This window comes from Microcoleus sp. OTE_8_concoct_300 (assembly GCF_031383065.1).
Taxonomy (GTDB): domain Bacteria; phylum Cyanobacteriota; class Cyanobacteriia; order Cyanobacteriales; family Microcoleaceae; genus Microcoleus.
The window spans coordinates 50,379-65,818 of record NZ_JANMZH010000584.1; the positions used below are offsets into that span (position 1 = coordinate 50,379).

Sequence of the window (15,440 nt, forward strand, 5' to 3'; positions counted from 1 at the left end):
CTTAACTTAGCGCTGTCATGAGCTATTATTGACCAGAGGTATGCCCAAGATAGCACAGTAATTACGAGTAGGTGATCGATGCAACCCGCCCTCACGAATCAGTTAAACAATGCTTTTACCCTTTTTCTCAGCTTGTTAGTAGAAGCAATACCTTTTCTGCTGCTGGGAGTTTTATTCTCAGGTTTGCTGCTGGGGTTTGTAGACGAACGCCAACTCGTATCCCGCATCCCGCGAAACCCGCTGCTGGGGGCTTTGATGGGCAGTTCGATCGGCTTTTTGTTTCCCGTGTGCGAGTGCGGTAACGTGCCCGTAGCCCGCAGGTTACTGATGCAGGGAGTGCCCGCACCAGCCGCGATCGGCTTTTTGCTCGCGGCCCCCACAATCAACCCCGTGGTAATGTGGGCGACTTGGACGGCATTTCGCGATCAGCCAGAAATTGTAGTTTTGCGGGTGGTATTTTCTCTAGCTATAGCCACAATTATCGGCTGGGTGTTCAGCGCCCAAAAAGACTTGCGGCCTCTGCTGCAACCCTCTGTAGCCCGCGCGATCCCCCTCCCAAAACCAGAGTTTTCCGAAAAAGATTTCGTCCAAGCCAACACTCCGTTGCTGTTGCAGTCGGGAACATTTATGCTCGGTCAGCCGGGGGGGGCGGTGCCGATCGAATCTTTGCTACAAGACGACTGGAAGCGATTACAAACAAGCAAAACAGAAAAAACCTCGAAACGTTCATCCCTGTTCCACCGCGTTTCTAAAGAGCGTCTGCGCCTGCTTTTAGATACTATGGTACAGGAGTTGCGCGAATTGGGAGGAGTGTTGGTAATCGGAAGTGCGATCGCAGCCATCATTCAAGTTGGCGCACCCCGCGAACTAATTCTCAACCTCGGCCAAGGCCCCGTTTCCTCGATTCTAGCCATGCTGCTATTAGCTGCAGTCGTATCGATTTGTTCTACAGTAGATGCCTTTTTTGCCCTGTCTTTTGCTTCCACATTTACCAGCGGTTCGCTGTTAGCATTTCTCGTTTTCGGTCCGATGATTGACCTCAAAGGCATCGGTTTAATGCTGTCAATTTTTAAAGGTCGAGCCGTAGTTTACTTAATCGTCTTGGCAGCTCAGTTAACCTTTTTAATGACCCTCGCTGTCAACTTGCATTTAGGTTAATAAATTAGCTCGCTCCCACAACTAATACCCTTTGAGATTTTCTATTTTCAAATACCTTGATTCACGACACGGAAGTCACAGATATACGGAAAGCAGTTTTTTCCCTCTTCGTTATTCGTTATTCCCTCCTTTTCTTCCTTCTTCGTTATTCCCTCTTCTTCTGCCTTTTTTCTTCTTCCTTCAACGTCTCAATTCCCAATAATCAATGACTCTTAAAAAATGAATCTTAAAAAAATTAGCCCCTGGCTGGACGCCCTAGCTATCTTAGCGTGGGGAGTATTGCTCCTCAAATATTGGATCACCGGCAAATTAAGCATTCTCATTCACCCCAATTACTTTGGCTTGACTCTAGCGGGAGGAATCGGCTTAATGGTGATTGGCGGGTTAAAAACTTGGGAACTCTTAAAACTCGATCGCACCACAAAGCAATCGCGGACCTCACCACCAAATAACTCTCTCAGAATCACAGAAGTTGAACACGTTACTTTGTTTCCCCCCAGTATCGGCAGCACCTTAATGTTGAGCGTCGCATTAATAGGTTTACTAACAACGCCACGCGCCTTTACCAGCCAGACAGCATTAGAACGAGGTCTCACCGAATCCCTGCCAATCACCCGACTGCAACCTCAAGAATTTCGCAATACTACAAAACCCGAACAGCGATCGCTCGTCGAATGGATGCGGCTGTTAAATTTCAATCCAGAGCCCGATACATACAAAGGTCAAAAAGTCAAAATTCAAGGATTTGTAATTCACCCCCCCAACATAGCAGAACAATATATGTGGATCGGGCGTTTTATCATTACCTGCTGCGCGGCCGACGCCTATCCTATCGGGTTGCCAGTAAAATTACTGATCGGTCAAAGCCGCGCCGCCTTTGCCCCAGACAGTTGGCTAGAAATAGAAGGAGAAACGATCGTAGAAGAACTGCAAGGCAAGCGCAAATTAATCATTCAAGCATCCTCCCTCAAACCAATTCCAGAACCAAAAAACCCTTATGATTATTAGATGTGGAGTAAGTATGAGATTAAATTTTACCTTTCTGATTGCTAGAAGGACACTCCAGACCCGTCCGACCTATACAAATTAAGATAATGTACAGTCAGCTATAAAAGTTGCAACAGCATCCTGTAGTAGTTGCCAAAAGTAAATTCAGCAACTACACTCGTCATTAGTAAATAAATTCTGAGTATATGTCATCCGAAAAAAAATTAGCTATCAAAGGTGCAGCCTGGACGATCGTCAGCTATGGAAGCAGTCAAATTATCCGATTTGCCAGTAACCTAATCCTGACGCGTCTGCTTTTGCCAGAACTATTTGGTCTGGTAGGTCTAGCCTACGTTTTCATCATAGGGATTAACTTATTCTCAGACATAGGTCTAGGCCCAAGCATCATCCAGAATAAGCGCGGGGAAGATCCTCAATTTCTCAACACCGCTTGGACACTGCAAGTCATTCGCAGCTTTTTGATTTGGATTTGTTTGATTATAATTACCAAGCCTGTTGCTAGTTTTTATGGAGAGCCCCGTCTCCTGTGGTTGATTCCAGTAATAGGTATAAATTCCCTACTAGGAGGGTTTAAATCCACATCCACAGCCACCCTAGAACGCCAAATGGCAGTCAAGAAAGTAGTAATTTTTGAGTTTGGCATACAGATCGTTTCTACTACAGTGCTAGTTGTCTGGGCCTGGTTCGATCGCAGCGTCTGGGCGATCGTTGCAGGCGGCTTTACTGCAGCTTTAATGGAGGTAGCATGGAGCCATTTTTTGATTCCCGGCAAGTCAAACCGTTTTGCTTGGGATAAACAAGCAGCTAAAGAAATATTTTCTTATGGTAAATGGATATTTTTGTCTACGGCTTTGTTTTTCTTGTGTTCTCAAGCCGATAGACTCATCCTCGGGAAAATATTTACTTTAACAATGTTGGGCATTTACGGCATCGCTTATACTCTCGGCGATATGCCACGCCAAGTAATCATCGCCATTAGCGGCAGGGTGATTTTTCCCTCGATTTCTATGCTAGCAGAGTTGCCGCGGGAGGAGTTGCGCGCGAAGATACTTAACAACCGCAAGCTAGTTCTAATACCGTTAGCCGTAGGTTTAGCAATTTTTGTGAGCTTCGGAGATCAGTTAATTTTAACACTGTACAGGAAAGAGTATGCGGCGGCCGCTTGGATGATGCCTATCTTAGCTTTAGGTATCTGGCACACCACCATGTACAGTATGATGGGTTCTTGTCTGTTAGCCGTAGGAAAGTCTCAGTACCAAGCTATGGGCAATCTGCTGACTTTTGTAAATCTATGTATAAGTATACCGCTAGCATACCACTTAAAAGGTAATTTAGGTGCAGTGATTGCTATAGCTCTCGGCGACCTTCCTACCTATGCAGTAACTCACTACGGTTTGCGGCGAGAAGGACTAACTTGTTTTTGGCAGGATATTCAATTAACAGGGCTGTTTGTAGGGGTGCTGGTCACTGTAATTTGCTGTAGAGTCGCTTTTGGTTGGGGTCTGCCAATCGATAAAATATCACCCATGGATTTAATCCCAATCAATCCATTGTTTCAGTAAACAAAAAGGAGATTGTCTGTCATGCTGTAAGAAAATATTATCAGCCAAATAGGGCAATTTATTTTTTTACAGATCGGGCTATTGCGAGAAATATCTTGCGTTGCCACGAGGCATACTAAAATGATGTTTTACCATCAAAGAAGTTGCATCATAAATTTATTCAAAGAAAACGAACAGCCGGAAAAAAAACGCCAAAAAGTTTGCGTGGCTGTAGCAGACATTACATCAGTGGAAGAATCTAAAAATCCAGAAAAAGCCGCAGCAAAAATAGAGAGACTCAGGTACACAATAGATGGCCTCTTGACGAGTTTTGCTCATTGCGACCTGAGTATTACTATCCAAACTCTACCGAACAGGCACGTTACAGCCTACTTACCTTAATATCAAATTAAGTGCATTCAAATACAAGAAGGCCCTGATTGCGACCCCCTGTTGCTAGAGTATAGGCTTCAAGAAGAATTTGTCGAAAGAGTAGAAAAATTTGACTGGTTTTTATTCATAGAAGATGACATTGTTTTGTACGATGCTTTCGTTCTAGAAAAATTAGAAAAATTTAACCGACAAAGCGGGTATGAGAATGCTATTCTTGACCCAAACCGTTTTGAAATGTATCAAGCCACCAAGAGATATATTGATTTGACAATAGATCAGCAGCTATCGTGGAATCAGCTATCTAGTGTAGAGATAGAAGGTGTAAAATTTTATGAGTTTAGCAATCCTCATTCTGCATTTTACTGTTTGTCAAGAAAGCAGATGAAACAGTGGATCAAATCCAGTCCCGTCTTCAAAAATCAAGTAGTGAATGTCGGGCCTTTAGAGAGTGCAGCAACTTTTTGTCTTTGGGAATGTTTCTCAATATATAAGCCTCACCCGTCAAACTTAAACTATTTTGAGGTCATGGATTACGATAGCAAGTATTCTAAGTTAGCTCCAGAACCGGAATCGCCGTATACACTGTCAGCGGTTAATAATAGTTCCAACATACCAAGCGTCAAGGATTCGTGAAAGGGTTTTAAGTAGGTCGCCAGTGGATTTGAGATTTGAGATTTACTCCACAGATGAATCTGGGATATTGAACTAGGGTCTAAAATTTTTGGGGTTCACGACTCCTGTCGGAAACTTGTATCCATTTATAGGAGTTGCCAATACCAAATTCAGCAACTACACTTGTAATTATAAAATAAATTATGAGTATATGTCATCCGTAAAAAGACTAGCTATCAAAGGCATATTCTGGACGATTGCCGGCGACGGCATCACTCAAATTATCCGATTTGGCAGTCACCTAACTCTGACGCGCCTGCTTGTTCCAGAACTATTTGACCTAGTCAGCCTACCCTACCTTTTGATCACAGTCGTCAATGCCTTCTCAGACATAGGTCTGAAGCTAAGTATCATTCAGAACCAGCGTGGAGAAAATCCCGAATTTCTCAACACGGCTTGGACAATGCAAGTTATTCGCAGCTTTTTTATTGGGTTGTGTGTAATTTTAGTCACCTTGCGAGTTGCTAATTTTTATAAAGAACCCGGTCTCCTGTTGTTAATGCCAGTGCTCGGTATAAATACCATAATAGGAGGGTTCAACTCAACTGCTACATCCAGCCTAGAACGCAAAATGGCAGTGAAGAAAGTAGTAATTTTTGAGTTGGGCATACAGATTGTTTCTACTACAGTGATGATTGTCTGGGCCTGGTTCGATCGCAGCATCTGGGCAATCATTGCAGGCGACTTGACAGGAGCTTTAATGCAGTTAGTTTGGAGCCATTTTTTGATTCCCGGCAAATCAAACCGCTTTGCTTGGGATAAACAAGCAGCTAAAGAAATATTTTCTTATGGTAAATGGATATTTTTGTCTAGTGCTTTATTCTTTGTATATTCTGAAGCCGATCGGCTAATTCTAGGCCAACTATTTGATTGGAAACTCCTGGCGCTCTATGGCGGGGTTTTTAGGCTGAGTGATATGCCGCGCCACGCGTTCATGGGCCTAGGCCGCAAGGTGATTATTCCATCCATTTCAATCCTAGCAGCAGACTTGCCTAGCGAGGAATTGCGCCCTAAGATTCTCAAAAACCGTAACCTAATTCTGATACCGTTAGCAATAGGTTTAGCAATTTTTGTAAGTTGTGGAGACCAGTTAACTTTAATGATGTACGGTGGTGGGGAGTATTATGTGAAATACTCTTGGATGATACCAATCTTGGCATTAGGAATTTGGCACCGAACCCTCCACAATCTCATGGGTTCTTGTCTATTAGCCCTAGGAAAGTCTCAGTACCCAGCTATGGGCAATCTGCTGACTATTGTGAATTTATGTATAGGTATACCTCTCGGATATCATTTAAAAGGTAATTTAGGTGCTTTGATCGCTGTAGCAGTCAGTGACATTCCTACTTATGTAGTAATTACTTACGGCTTGTGGCGAGAAAAACTCAGTTGTTTTTGGCAGGATATTCAGCTAACACTATTGTTTGTAGGAGTGCTACCAGCTATAATTTTATGTAGATATGCTTTGGGGGGTGGTCTACCGATCGATAAATTATCAGCGGCGGATATGATACCTATAAATTCACTATTTCAGTAAACAAAAAGGAGCTAGTGGGTATGTGATTACAAAGTACGATAAGAAAAGGAAGTCACTTAAGTTTTTTACAGGAAACAAGCTCAGCACTTGATAGTTAGCTTCAGAAATATTCAATTTAAAATTCAATTGAAAGTTGGCAGTGAGTTTTTGCCCAGAATTAGGAGAGACAGATTTGTGAGTAGTTTTAAGAAAAAAATTAATCCTTCATCCTTCGATATTTTACCATTCAAACAGCCGATCGACCGCATGGCGATCGTCCTCATGCTAGTGCTGAGCGTCTTAATCGGACTGCTGCTGCACAGCGGCGATCGCACAGCACCCAGAGTGCGAGAATTCACCTGGGAAAACAAACAAATCGGCGCCGAAGATACCGGCTTTATCCTCACCTTCTTTCGGCCGATGAACCAGTCCAGCGTTGAGGAAAACTTAAAGCTAGAACCCCCCCTCCCCGGTAAATTTAGTTGGGCAGGAAGGCGCATGGCTTACACCCTCCAAGATCCAGCACCCTACGGCGTTACCTACACAGTAAAACTTGCCGGAGCAACCGACAAGTATTTCGGAGAAAACAACAAAAATAAAGGAACGCCAATGCAACCGTTTAGCAGTTCCTTTCGCAGCCGCGATCGAGCTTTTGCTTACATCGGCGTCCAAGGCGAAACAGAAGGCAGATTAATGCTAGTAAATCTCACCAGCAGCGACTCGAAACCGATACCGCTGACTCCCAAAGATTTAGTAGTAACGGATTTTAAACCTTATCCCGACAGCGATCGCATTTTATTCTCAGCCACAGATAGATCGATCGCCCGTACTCGCGGCACCCTAAATCAAGAACTATTCACAGTCACCACTGGCCTCAACCCCCAATCGGGATCAGAACCCCAACAAAAGCACCCAGCAGGTAGAATCGACAAAATCTTAGACTCCAAAGATTACCAAAACCTCAAATTCGACCTCTCAGCAGACGGAAAAATCATCATTATCCAGCGCGTCAACCGCCGCAATCCCGGCGATTTCAGTCCTTGGATTGTGGAAGAAAAACAGGCGCCCCGACCCTTGGAAAATGAACAAGGCGGAGATTTTATGATTCGCCCCGACAGCAAATCGATGGTAATATCTCAAAAACAAGGATTAGCGATCGTCCCCCTCAAACCCGAAGCAGACCCTGTAGAATTTTTGCCAAAATACGAACAAGTATTGGGCATGGCCCGGGACAACTCCGCCGCCGCCTATGTTAAATACAACAGCGACTTTACTCGATCGCTTTTCATCTTAGATAACCAAGGTGCAGAACAAGAAATATTGCGGATTCCCGGCAGCATTATCGCCGTTTATTTCGACCCCCGCAAAGACAAAGACAGCCAAGTCCAGCGTCTCTACTGTTTGTTAGCGCAACGCCTCCAAACAGAAAGCTACAAAGAACAGCCTTTCATCGCAGCCATCGACCTCAAAAAAGAGGGCACTCGTTTGGTAGGAACCATCAAACCGCTGCTGGTTTTGCCCAACCAATTAGATACCCAAATCAGTTTATCTCCCGACGGGCTGGCATTAATTTTCGACCAATCAGTCACAGCAGCAACTCCCTCAGCAGCAGACGGTCCCCGCAACTCGGGCGGACAGTCGATCGCTACCAGCCGCCTCTGGCTGCTACCCTTATTAGAAATACCCGCAGATGGTTCTCCCGCAAAAGTACAGCCAGAAGAACTGCCCTTTGCCGGCTATCATCCCCGCTGGCTGCCCTAAATCGATTTTAGATTTTAGATTGACTGAGATGTTACACCATTATCAAGAACAGGCAAGATGCCTGTTCCACAAAGAGTGAATTTTGTTGTGGGGTGGGCAGGAGAGCCCGCCCCTAAAAGATTTATCGTGATCCGTGCGCACGCGGCGTTTCCATGTGCGATCCGTGCGTACCCTACTTTTACTAAATTGAATGGAGATTTAAGATTTAAGATTGGAAATTGAGTTGATACTAGGCGATACTGGTAAATATTACAAACTTTGAAACTAACTCACCAGCCTGCAATTTCACATCTAAAACCTCAAACCTAAAATCTAAAAGTCGCATGACTCCCGAAGAAATTAGCAATACCCTTAAAGAGTTATTTGGTGACAGTGTTGAGACGCCTGCAGCCACTTCTTGGCAAGTAGAAACCCCCAAATTTCGCCTGTTAGTCCTCCTTTCAGAAGACGGGACTTGGCTGCGGATTTTGCTGCCGATCGGCGATGCCCAGGAAGCTCAACCATTTTTTGATAAACTGCTAGAAGCTAACTTTGACACCACCCTCGAAACTCGCTACGCCATACATCAAAACGTTTTGTGGGGAGTATTTCAGCACAGCCGGGCCACACTCGCCGCCTCGGATTTCTCGGCAGCCGTCGCCAGACTGCTGGGTTTGCAAGAGCGAGGTTTGTCAGACTTTTTCGGCGGTTTGATAGAAAGCCGCATCCGTCAAATCATCAAAGCTGCGAAGATGCAGGGACAGTCTGTCGAAACTACCCTTCAGACTTTAGACCGTTTCTACGCAGAGGGATTGATGGGTGAAATGGAACTAGGGCGAGAGTCTCGCGAAAATACACTCGCCGCGTGGCGGTATCAGCTAGAACGCCTCTGGCCGGAGGTGGAACCCTAAGACGATTTGAGATTTGAGATTTGAAATGGCAGATGGCAGATGGCAGATTGCCACAAACTGACGCTCATCGAGGTGGGAAAGTTGCCTAAAGCTGCATTTCTTTTTAGTGGTATAGCAACCGCGCCCGACGCGCGAGCAGGTTCTTAATTGCACAAACCCATGCGGTCTATTGCTTCTTCCTTCTCTCGCGACGATAACTAAAGCCTTCCATCCGTTACATCCTCGCTCAAGCGAATCCGTTGCCGAACTTCCTTCTGCTGTAGAATATGCGGATTTTGGCAACAGGCCCCAGTCTTGACCGTTGGCGCCTGTTGCCACTTCCACGATCGCCAATCCGGATCCTCGAACCCTCGAAGGATGCCCGTATATTCACTGATAACCCGCGATATTTTCTCCAATTCCCTACCATAACAGGAAAAATAGTATAACAGATAACAACAATCCCTGATAAATTTTTAAGATTTTGGGAAAACACGCGCGAGCCGGTATATCATGGTAAAAAGTTTACAGCAAAGCTCTGTAAGTTTCACAAAAGCTTCGATCGTTTAACATAGATTGAGAAACAAAATCTTTAGCAGACAATGCTTGTGTGATCGGGTTTTCCCATCGGGTGCTGTTGTAATTCAACAAATTAGCAACTACCCCCTACCAATTACCCGTTACCAATTAATAGCAACTTAACTAACAGCCGGTTCGTCCAAGGCGTGTATTTAGAGAGGAGTCAAGCGATTTGAGATTTGAGATTTGAGATTAAAGAATTGAAGAAAGCGACCCCACTGATAAATCCGGGGGCTCGTGATGAGGATTTGGAGCTTTTTTCTCGCTCCACGAATGAATCCGGTGGCTTATACCCTGGCTGCTTTCGGTCAAAGGAGGCCTTATAAGCCTCCGTACCCCGAATCAATCACCGCTCAAAAATGAAAGGCGCGCCGGTCTCAGGTACCAAGCCCCCCAATTATATTTCGGGAGCATCTTGATTCTTAATGTACTTTCTAGGAATTGAAACAGTAATACAATCATCACTATGTGACGAAATAGAGTATATTGTAATTAGGTCGAAAACAAGAAGTTTATGCAACTAACCTATAAGTACACACTAAGACCCACTAAACATCAAGCGGTGATGATAACGACTCACCTCGAACTTTGCCGTCGGCAATACAACTACCGATTAGGTGAAAGATTTAAACGGTGGGAATCCACCAGAACACCCCTCAATGCCTGCCCTTTAACTCCATATCGAGTTTCAGTAGAGGAAATCTACAAGAATATTCCTCTAACTAGAGTGCAAACCAGAGAGGGTAGGAAAAAATATGGCTCTCGTAATCCCTTAAGAAAAAAGGATGATGTTTTCTCAAACATTGATGGTGGTTACGTCCAAGGGCTAACTGTACAGTTAGCTGACTTGAAAAACACCAAAAGACTATTTCCTGATTACAAGCTCTTGGATTCCCAGGTAGGGCAGGATGTAGTGAATCCTGTGGAAACTTCCTTTCCAAACTTTACGATCCCCGACAAAAATGGCAATCGTAGAGGCAAGCCTAAATTTAAGGGTTTCCATTACTATAAATCTTTGACTTATCCTAAACTAGATAATTTGAATATTATCAAAGATGAGCCAAATAGGATTTGTATCGACCTAGGGAAAGTAGGTCAAGTCCCAATGGTATTCCATAGACCAATACCGACAGGATTCAAGGTCAAGGCTGGAACGGTTATCCCAGAAGCAGATGGATGGGATATTTCCTTAACTATTGAATATCAAAGAGTTCCAGTAACGGTTGCAGAAATTCAGCCGATCGCCGAAAACAGTATGGGTATTGACTTAGGAATTGCTAATTACGTTTATTTCCCCAATGAGAAAAAAGCCGAAAACCCGATATTTTTGAGAGCATCTGCTGAAAAGTTGGCAAGACTTCAAGCAAAGTTAGCTAGCAGGGTTAAAGGTTCTAAGCCCTCGAAAATCCTCAAAAGCAAGATTTCTAAGCTCCATCAATTTGTAGCTAGAGCAAGCCAGGATTTCCCGTTCAAAACAGCACATAAGTTATTTGATAAGTGTGATGTTTCGGTTGTAGAGGATTTGAGCCTTAAGAATTGGACTAGACGCGGTCCAGTCAAGACTGATATTGAAGACGGCAATTTAGTTTACTTACCAAATGGTCAAGCAGCTAAGAGCGGTTTGAATAAATCAATACTTGATGCTGCTCAGGGTCAATTTACTACTGTCATCAAATATGTCGCTGGGAAATTAGGTAAAAGCGTTCTATTCGTTGACCCCACGGGAACTTCTCAACGTGGGAATTGTCTCTACAAAGGGCCTAAAGAATTGTCAGATCGATGGTATTCCTGTCAGTGTGGGGAGTCCTGGGATCGACACGAAAATTCAGCCAAGCTGATCAAAAAGATTGGATTGAATTACGAAAGTGGCGGTGCTTCTACGTCACTAAAAAAAGCCCTTGCCTGGAGGGAAAAAGAAGCCTGCGTTCTAACGGTACTCCGTTGACCGTCAGGTTGGTTCACGTTATCCATCAATACAAGATTATAACAGGGGTTTTATTTATGTTTGCTGTGCGTGAGACTAGCTCGGAGTTATCAGTGTTGCATATACCTGAGATTTGTACTTGGAACATCTCCTTAGAATCAACTCTTCTAGACCTGCCACTCTACAACTGCCAAATTGAATTAACTCAACAGGCAAAAGAAGTAGCCCTGGCTTTTGAAGAAAATTCCCTGCTGCCCGGCGTCATTTTGACAGAGCACGGTAATTTTGTCGGCATACTATCCAGGCGTCTATTTTTTGAGAAAGTTAACTGCCGCTACGGATTAGAAATGTTTTTCAAGCGACCAATAGAGGTATTATACAAGTTTTCCAAGCCAGAGCCGCTGGTATTTCCCGGCAGTAAATTAATAGTAGAAGCTGCCCAGGAAACCCTTGAGAGGTCAGCCGAATTAATTTACGAACCTGTAGTAGTGGAAGTAGCACCTCAGACCTACAAACTGTTAGATGTACACCAATTAATCGTCGCTCAATCAAGAATTCACCAATTAACAAATAAGTTGCTCAACAAACAAACTGAAGCCAAACTAATCCAAACAGAAAAAATGGCTAGTTTGGGGAGGATGGTAGCAGAAGTAGCTCACGAAATCAGAAATCCGCTGAACTGTATTTGGGGAAATTTGACTTTTCTGCTGTCCTATTTTGAAGACTTGCTTCAGCTCATGTCGGTTTATGAAGAAGAATATTCGGAACCCTGTCCCCGAATTGATGCCCTCAAAGAACAAATTGACTTTGATTTTTTACAAACAGATTTGCCAGTCACCTTAGAAGGGATGGAGCTGGCAGCCTCGCAATTGCTAAAAATAGTTAACGGGCTGCACCACTTCTCTCACATGGACGAGAGAAAGCCAGTGAAGACAGACATTCACGAATGTGTGGAAATGACGCTGTTAATTCTGAAAAACCGCTTTAAAAGCAGCATAGAAGTGGTAAAAAATTACGGCGAACTGCCGCTAGTTAGCGGCTATTCCGGTCAGTTGAGTCAGGTGTTTTTGAATTTGTTAGTTAATGCTCTAGACGCCCTGACAGAGTACGCAGCCGATCGAGAAATACAGACCCAGTGCGGGGAGAACTGGCGCCCCCAAATCCAAATTACCACTAAAGTCATAGAAACCGAAGACGGCAACCGGGTCGCAATTTGCATTGCCGATAACGGGCCCGGCATTCCCCCAGAAAATCAGCAGCAGATATTTGACACCTTTTTTACCACTAAACCTGCAGGCAAAGGCACTGGTATGGGGCTGGCTATCTCCCATCAAATCGTCACCGAAAAGCACGGCGGCCAACTTTCATTGCGATCGCAACCGGGCAAGAACACCGAATTTGAAATTATCCTGCCCATAGTTCGCAAAATATGATTAACTCAAGAAGCGTCTCCAGGCTCGCTCCGGCGGTGAAATGATAGGCTAGCTTAGTAGTACGTTATCATTTCACTTTCCCAGCGTTTCGGCAACTAAAAGTTCCAGTGGCAAATAAATTCAGTTCCCAACTCCTTGGCCCTTCACTCTCCGAAGGCAGCCCTCAAGACCTTTCCCTAGAGTCTACCCTCTGGGATTTGCCTCTGTATGAGTTTCAGGTTAATTCGAGCTGCAAGACGATCGCAGTTGCCGAAATTTTTGAAGAGCATCCCCTAGTGCCGGGAGTCGTCTTGCTGGAAGCAGGAGAGTTTGCTGGCATGATATCCCGCAGCCAACTCCTGGAATATTTCCTCAAACCCCAGGGCCCCAAGCTTTTTTTGCACCAGCCGCTGAAAGTTCTCTACAGTTATGCTCGCGTCGAAATATTATTGCTCCCAGAGACTACAACCATTTTGACCGCAGCTCCAAAAGCTCTGCGTCGCTCGCGCCAATTGCAGTCTGAACCAATCGTCGTCCAAATAGACTCCCAATCTTACCGGCTCTTAGACCCTCACGCGCTAAACATCGCCTACTGGCAAATTCGCGGCATAGAAACTCAAGTCCGCTACGAAAGAGCCCAAACTCAAATGCTTCAAAGCGAAAAAATGGCTAGTTTAGGGCGTTTAGTCAACGGAGTAGCCCACGAAATTTTAGATCCGGTAGGCTTTATTTGGGGCAATTTAACCTACATCAGCGACTACAGCAAAAACTTGATGGAGTTGCTCTCAGTTTACGACGCGCACTGTACCGAACCCCCGCCGGAAATAGCACGGCTCAAGGAAGAGATAGACTATGACTTTTTGCAAAACGATTTCCTCCGAACTGTTGCCAGCATCAAATCCGGAGCCGAACGTTTGAGCAAGTTGGCAACCAGTTTGCAAAACTTCTGCCACATCGACGATATTTATCCCAAACCGACCGACTTGCACGCCAACATAGACAGCATTGTTTTGCTGCTCAAAAGTCGTTTGACTAAGGAAATCCAAGTAGTAAAAAACTACGGCAACCTGCCGCCAGTGCCTTGCTATGCAGGACAGCTAAACCAAGTATTTATGAATATCTTGACCAATGCTATTGATACATTAATTAACGAAGCAGTGGCTCAAGAATTGGCGAAAGAGTTTAAAGGTGAAGGACTCAGAGAATTCGATCGCCAGCCTCAAATTGCAATCACAACTCAAGTCTGCTGTCCGGAACCTGCGACGGATTTAGACAAACTTCATGTTCGCTGGGTTTCGATTTGCTTCGCAGATAACGGGCCTGGAATGTCACCTAGCAAGTACCAAAAAATTATAGAATCATTCTCTACCCAAAAACGCGCCCTCAAAGAAACCAGTTTAGCAGTTTGCTATCAAATAGTGAGGGGGAAACACGGCGGTGCATTCAGAATGCGATCGGAATTAGGCAGCGGCACCCAATTTGAAATTTTGTTACCCTTAGCTTAAAGAAGGAAGAAGTCATTAGTCAGTAGTCATTAGTCAGTAGTCATTAGTTATTGGTTATTAGTTATTGGTTATTATATCAATTCCGGTTGTATCGGAATGATTAAACCACAGAGGGCACAGAGGACACAGAGAAAGAGAAGAGAGAGATGCATAATTCCGATGTTAACGGATTTGATATTAGTTATTAATCATTATGAAAAATACTGCTACATATAAATTAGAGGCAATCTTCTGCAGGGAAACGGCAATGCTGTGTCCCTACCTGAAAACTCCTGTAACAGTCAACAGTCAACAGTCAACAGTCAACAGTCAACAGTCAACCATTATCCAATTGAGTGCCGCACATTTTACAATATTTGGCATTAGCATCATGTACAGACCAACCGCAACCTTTACAAACAGCTTCTCCGTGATCAGCACTTTTAACTAATTGTTTAATAAAGTCCCCCAATTGCCAAGGAATCAGAGCAATTCCCGTCAAAATCATCAAAATAGTCAGAAAACGCCCGGATTCGGAAATCGGAGTAACATCGCCAAATCCCACCGTGGTCATCGTGACAACGGAGAAATAAACAGCATCCAAAAAAGTCCCAAAGCTTTTGGGATTGGTCGGATGTTCGACTTGATAAATTAAACCAGAATAAACAAAAATTATTGCTAGCAAAGTAAACAAAATTCGAGCAAAAATCACTCCATCTTCGCTGCTGATGCGGAAAATAGAAATTTTCAATTCCAGAAAGCGGATGAGTCGGAGAATTCTAAACCAGCGAAAAATCCTGATAAAACTGACGTTGACAAATCCAAATAAAAATGGTAAAATTGCCAGCAAATCAATGATTGAAAAAAAACTTAAAATAAATTTAACTCTATTTTCTGCACACCACAGGCGCAATAAATACTCAACTGTAAAAACGATTAAAAGCGCTGTATCGAGAGTTTCCAAATTAATTCTAACAGCTTCCGAAAGCGGGTAAGTTTCGGCGATGAAGCTGGCGGAAGATAGGAGAATGAGTCCGGTAATAGTTAAATTGACGGTTCTGCCAATTGGGGTTTCGATGTCTTCGAGATAAAATCCAATTTGCGATCTGGTTAACATAGATAA

The 15,440-nt window shown here is 44.0% G+C and carries 13 protein-coding genes; 11 read left to right on the forward strand and 2 right to left on the reverse strand.

Annotation, left to right across the window (positions count from 1 at the left end; all coding sequences use genetic code 11):
* Positions 1-78: 78 nt before the first annotated feature.
* The 8 genes from ACUVJL_RS26780 to ACUVJL_RS26815 all read left to right on the forward strand — a co-directional run bounded on the left by ACUVJL_RS26780 (position 79) and on the right by ACUVJL_RS26815 (position 8,939).
* Positions 79-1,158, forward strand: coding sequence for a permease (locus ACUVJL_RS26780; protein ID WP_445248612.1), 1,080 nt, complete (start codon positions 79-81; stop codon positions 1,156-1,158).
* A gap of 219 nt (positions 1,159-1,377) precedes the next feature.
* Positions 1,378-2,166: a TIGR03943 family putative permease subunit gene (locus ACUVJL_RS26785; RefSeq protein WP_445248613.1), complete on the forward strand. Its 789-nt coding sequence runs from the start codon at positions 1,378-1,380 to the stop codon at positions 2,164-2,166.
* 185 nt (positions 2,167-2,351) lie between these two features.
* Positions 2,352-3,728: an oligosaccharide flippase family protein gene (locus ACUVJL_RS26790; RefSeq protein WP_445248614.1), complete on the forward strand. Its 1,377-nt coding sequence runs from the start codon at positions 2,352-2,354 to the stop codon at positions 3,726-3,728.
* A 120-nt stretch (positions 3,729-3,848) separates the two neighbouring features.
* Complete coding sequence (locus ACUVJL_RS26795) at positions 3,849-4,109, forward strand: hypothetical protein (protein ID WP_445248615.1); 261 nt, start codon at positions 3,849-3,851, stop codon at positions 4,107-4,109.
* A 51-nt stretch (positions 4,110-4,160) separates the two neighbouring features.
* On the forward strand, positions 4,161-4,733 hold the full coding sequence (locus ACUVJL_RS26800; RefSeq protein ID WP_445248616.1) for a hypothetical protein: 573 nt from the start codon (positions 4,161-4,163) through the stop codon (positions 4,731-4,733).
* Positions 4,734-4,923: 190 nt separating this feature from the next.
* On the forward strand, positions 4,924-6,309 hold the full coding sequence (locus tag ACUVJL_RS26805) for an oligosaccharide flippase family protein (protein WP_445248617.1): 1,386 nt from the start codon (positions 4,924-4,926) through the stop codon (positions 6,307-6,309).
* A gap of 174 nt (positions 6,310-6,483) precedes the next feature.
* Positions 6,484-8,049: a hypothetical protein gene (locus ACUVJL_RS26810; protein ID WP_445248618.1), complete on the forward strand. Its 1,566-nt coding sequence runs from the start codon at positions 6,484-6,486 to the stop codon at positions 8,047-8,049.
* A gap of 323 nt (positions 8,050-8,372) precedes the next feature.
* The gene (locus ACUVJL_RS26815; RefSeq protein WP_445248619.1) at positions 8,373-8,939 is read left to right on the forward strand and encodes a hypothetical protein; all 567 of its coding nucleotides are present in this window, start codon (positions 8,373-8,375) and stop codon (positions 8,937-8,939) included.
* Here the strand turns inward: ACUVJL_RS26815 and ACUVJL_RS26820 are convergent.
* Positions 8,907-9,272: a hypothetical protein gene (locus ACUVJL_RS26820; RefSeq protein ID WP_445248620.1), complete on the reverse strand. Its 366-nt coding sequence runs from the start codon at positions 9,270-9,272 to the stop codon at positions 8,907-8,909. The two genes, ACUVJL_RS26815 and ACUVJL_RS26820, sit on opposite strands and share 33 nt — an antisense overlap.
* Before the next feature lie 739 nt (positions 9,273-10,011).
* On the opposite strand from ACUVJL_RS26820, the gene ACUVJL_RS26825 reads away from it, so the two are divergent.
* The 3 genes from ACUVJL_RS26825 (at position 10,012) to ACUVJL_RS26835 (ending at position 14,338) form a co-directional block, all read left to right on the forward strand.
* A complete protein-coding gene (locus tag ACUVJL_RS26825) occupies positions 10,012-11,442 on the forward strand; it encodes an RNA-guided endonuclease InsQ/TnpB family protein (protein ID WP_445248621.1) in 1,431 nt (476 codons plus the stop codon).
* 56 nt (positions 11,443-11,498) lie between these two features.
* On the forward strand, positions 11,499-12,854 hold the full coding sequence (locus ACUVJL_RS26830; RefSeq protein ID WP_445248622.1) for an ATP-binding protein: 1,356 nt from the start codon (positions 11,499-11,501) through the stop codon (positions 12,852-12,854).
* Between the two features lie 107 nt (positions 12,855-12,961).
* Positions 12,962-14,338, forward strand: coding sequence for a sensor histidine kinase (locus ACUVJL_RS26835; protein WP_445248623.1), 1,377 nt, complete (start codon positions 12,962-12,964; stop codon positions 14,336-14,338).
* A gap of 316 nt (positions 14,339-14,654) precedes the next feature.
* Here the strand turns inward: ACUVJL_RS26835 and ACUVJL_RS26840 are convergent, their stop codons facing one another.
* Positions 14,655-15,434, reverse strand: a complete 780-nt coding sequence (locus tag ACUVJL_RS26840; protein ID WP_445248624.1) for an ion transporter — start codon at positions 15,432-15,434, stop codon at positions 14,655-14,657.
* Positions 15,435-15,440 lie beyond the last annotated feature (6 nt).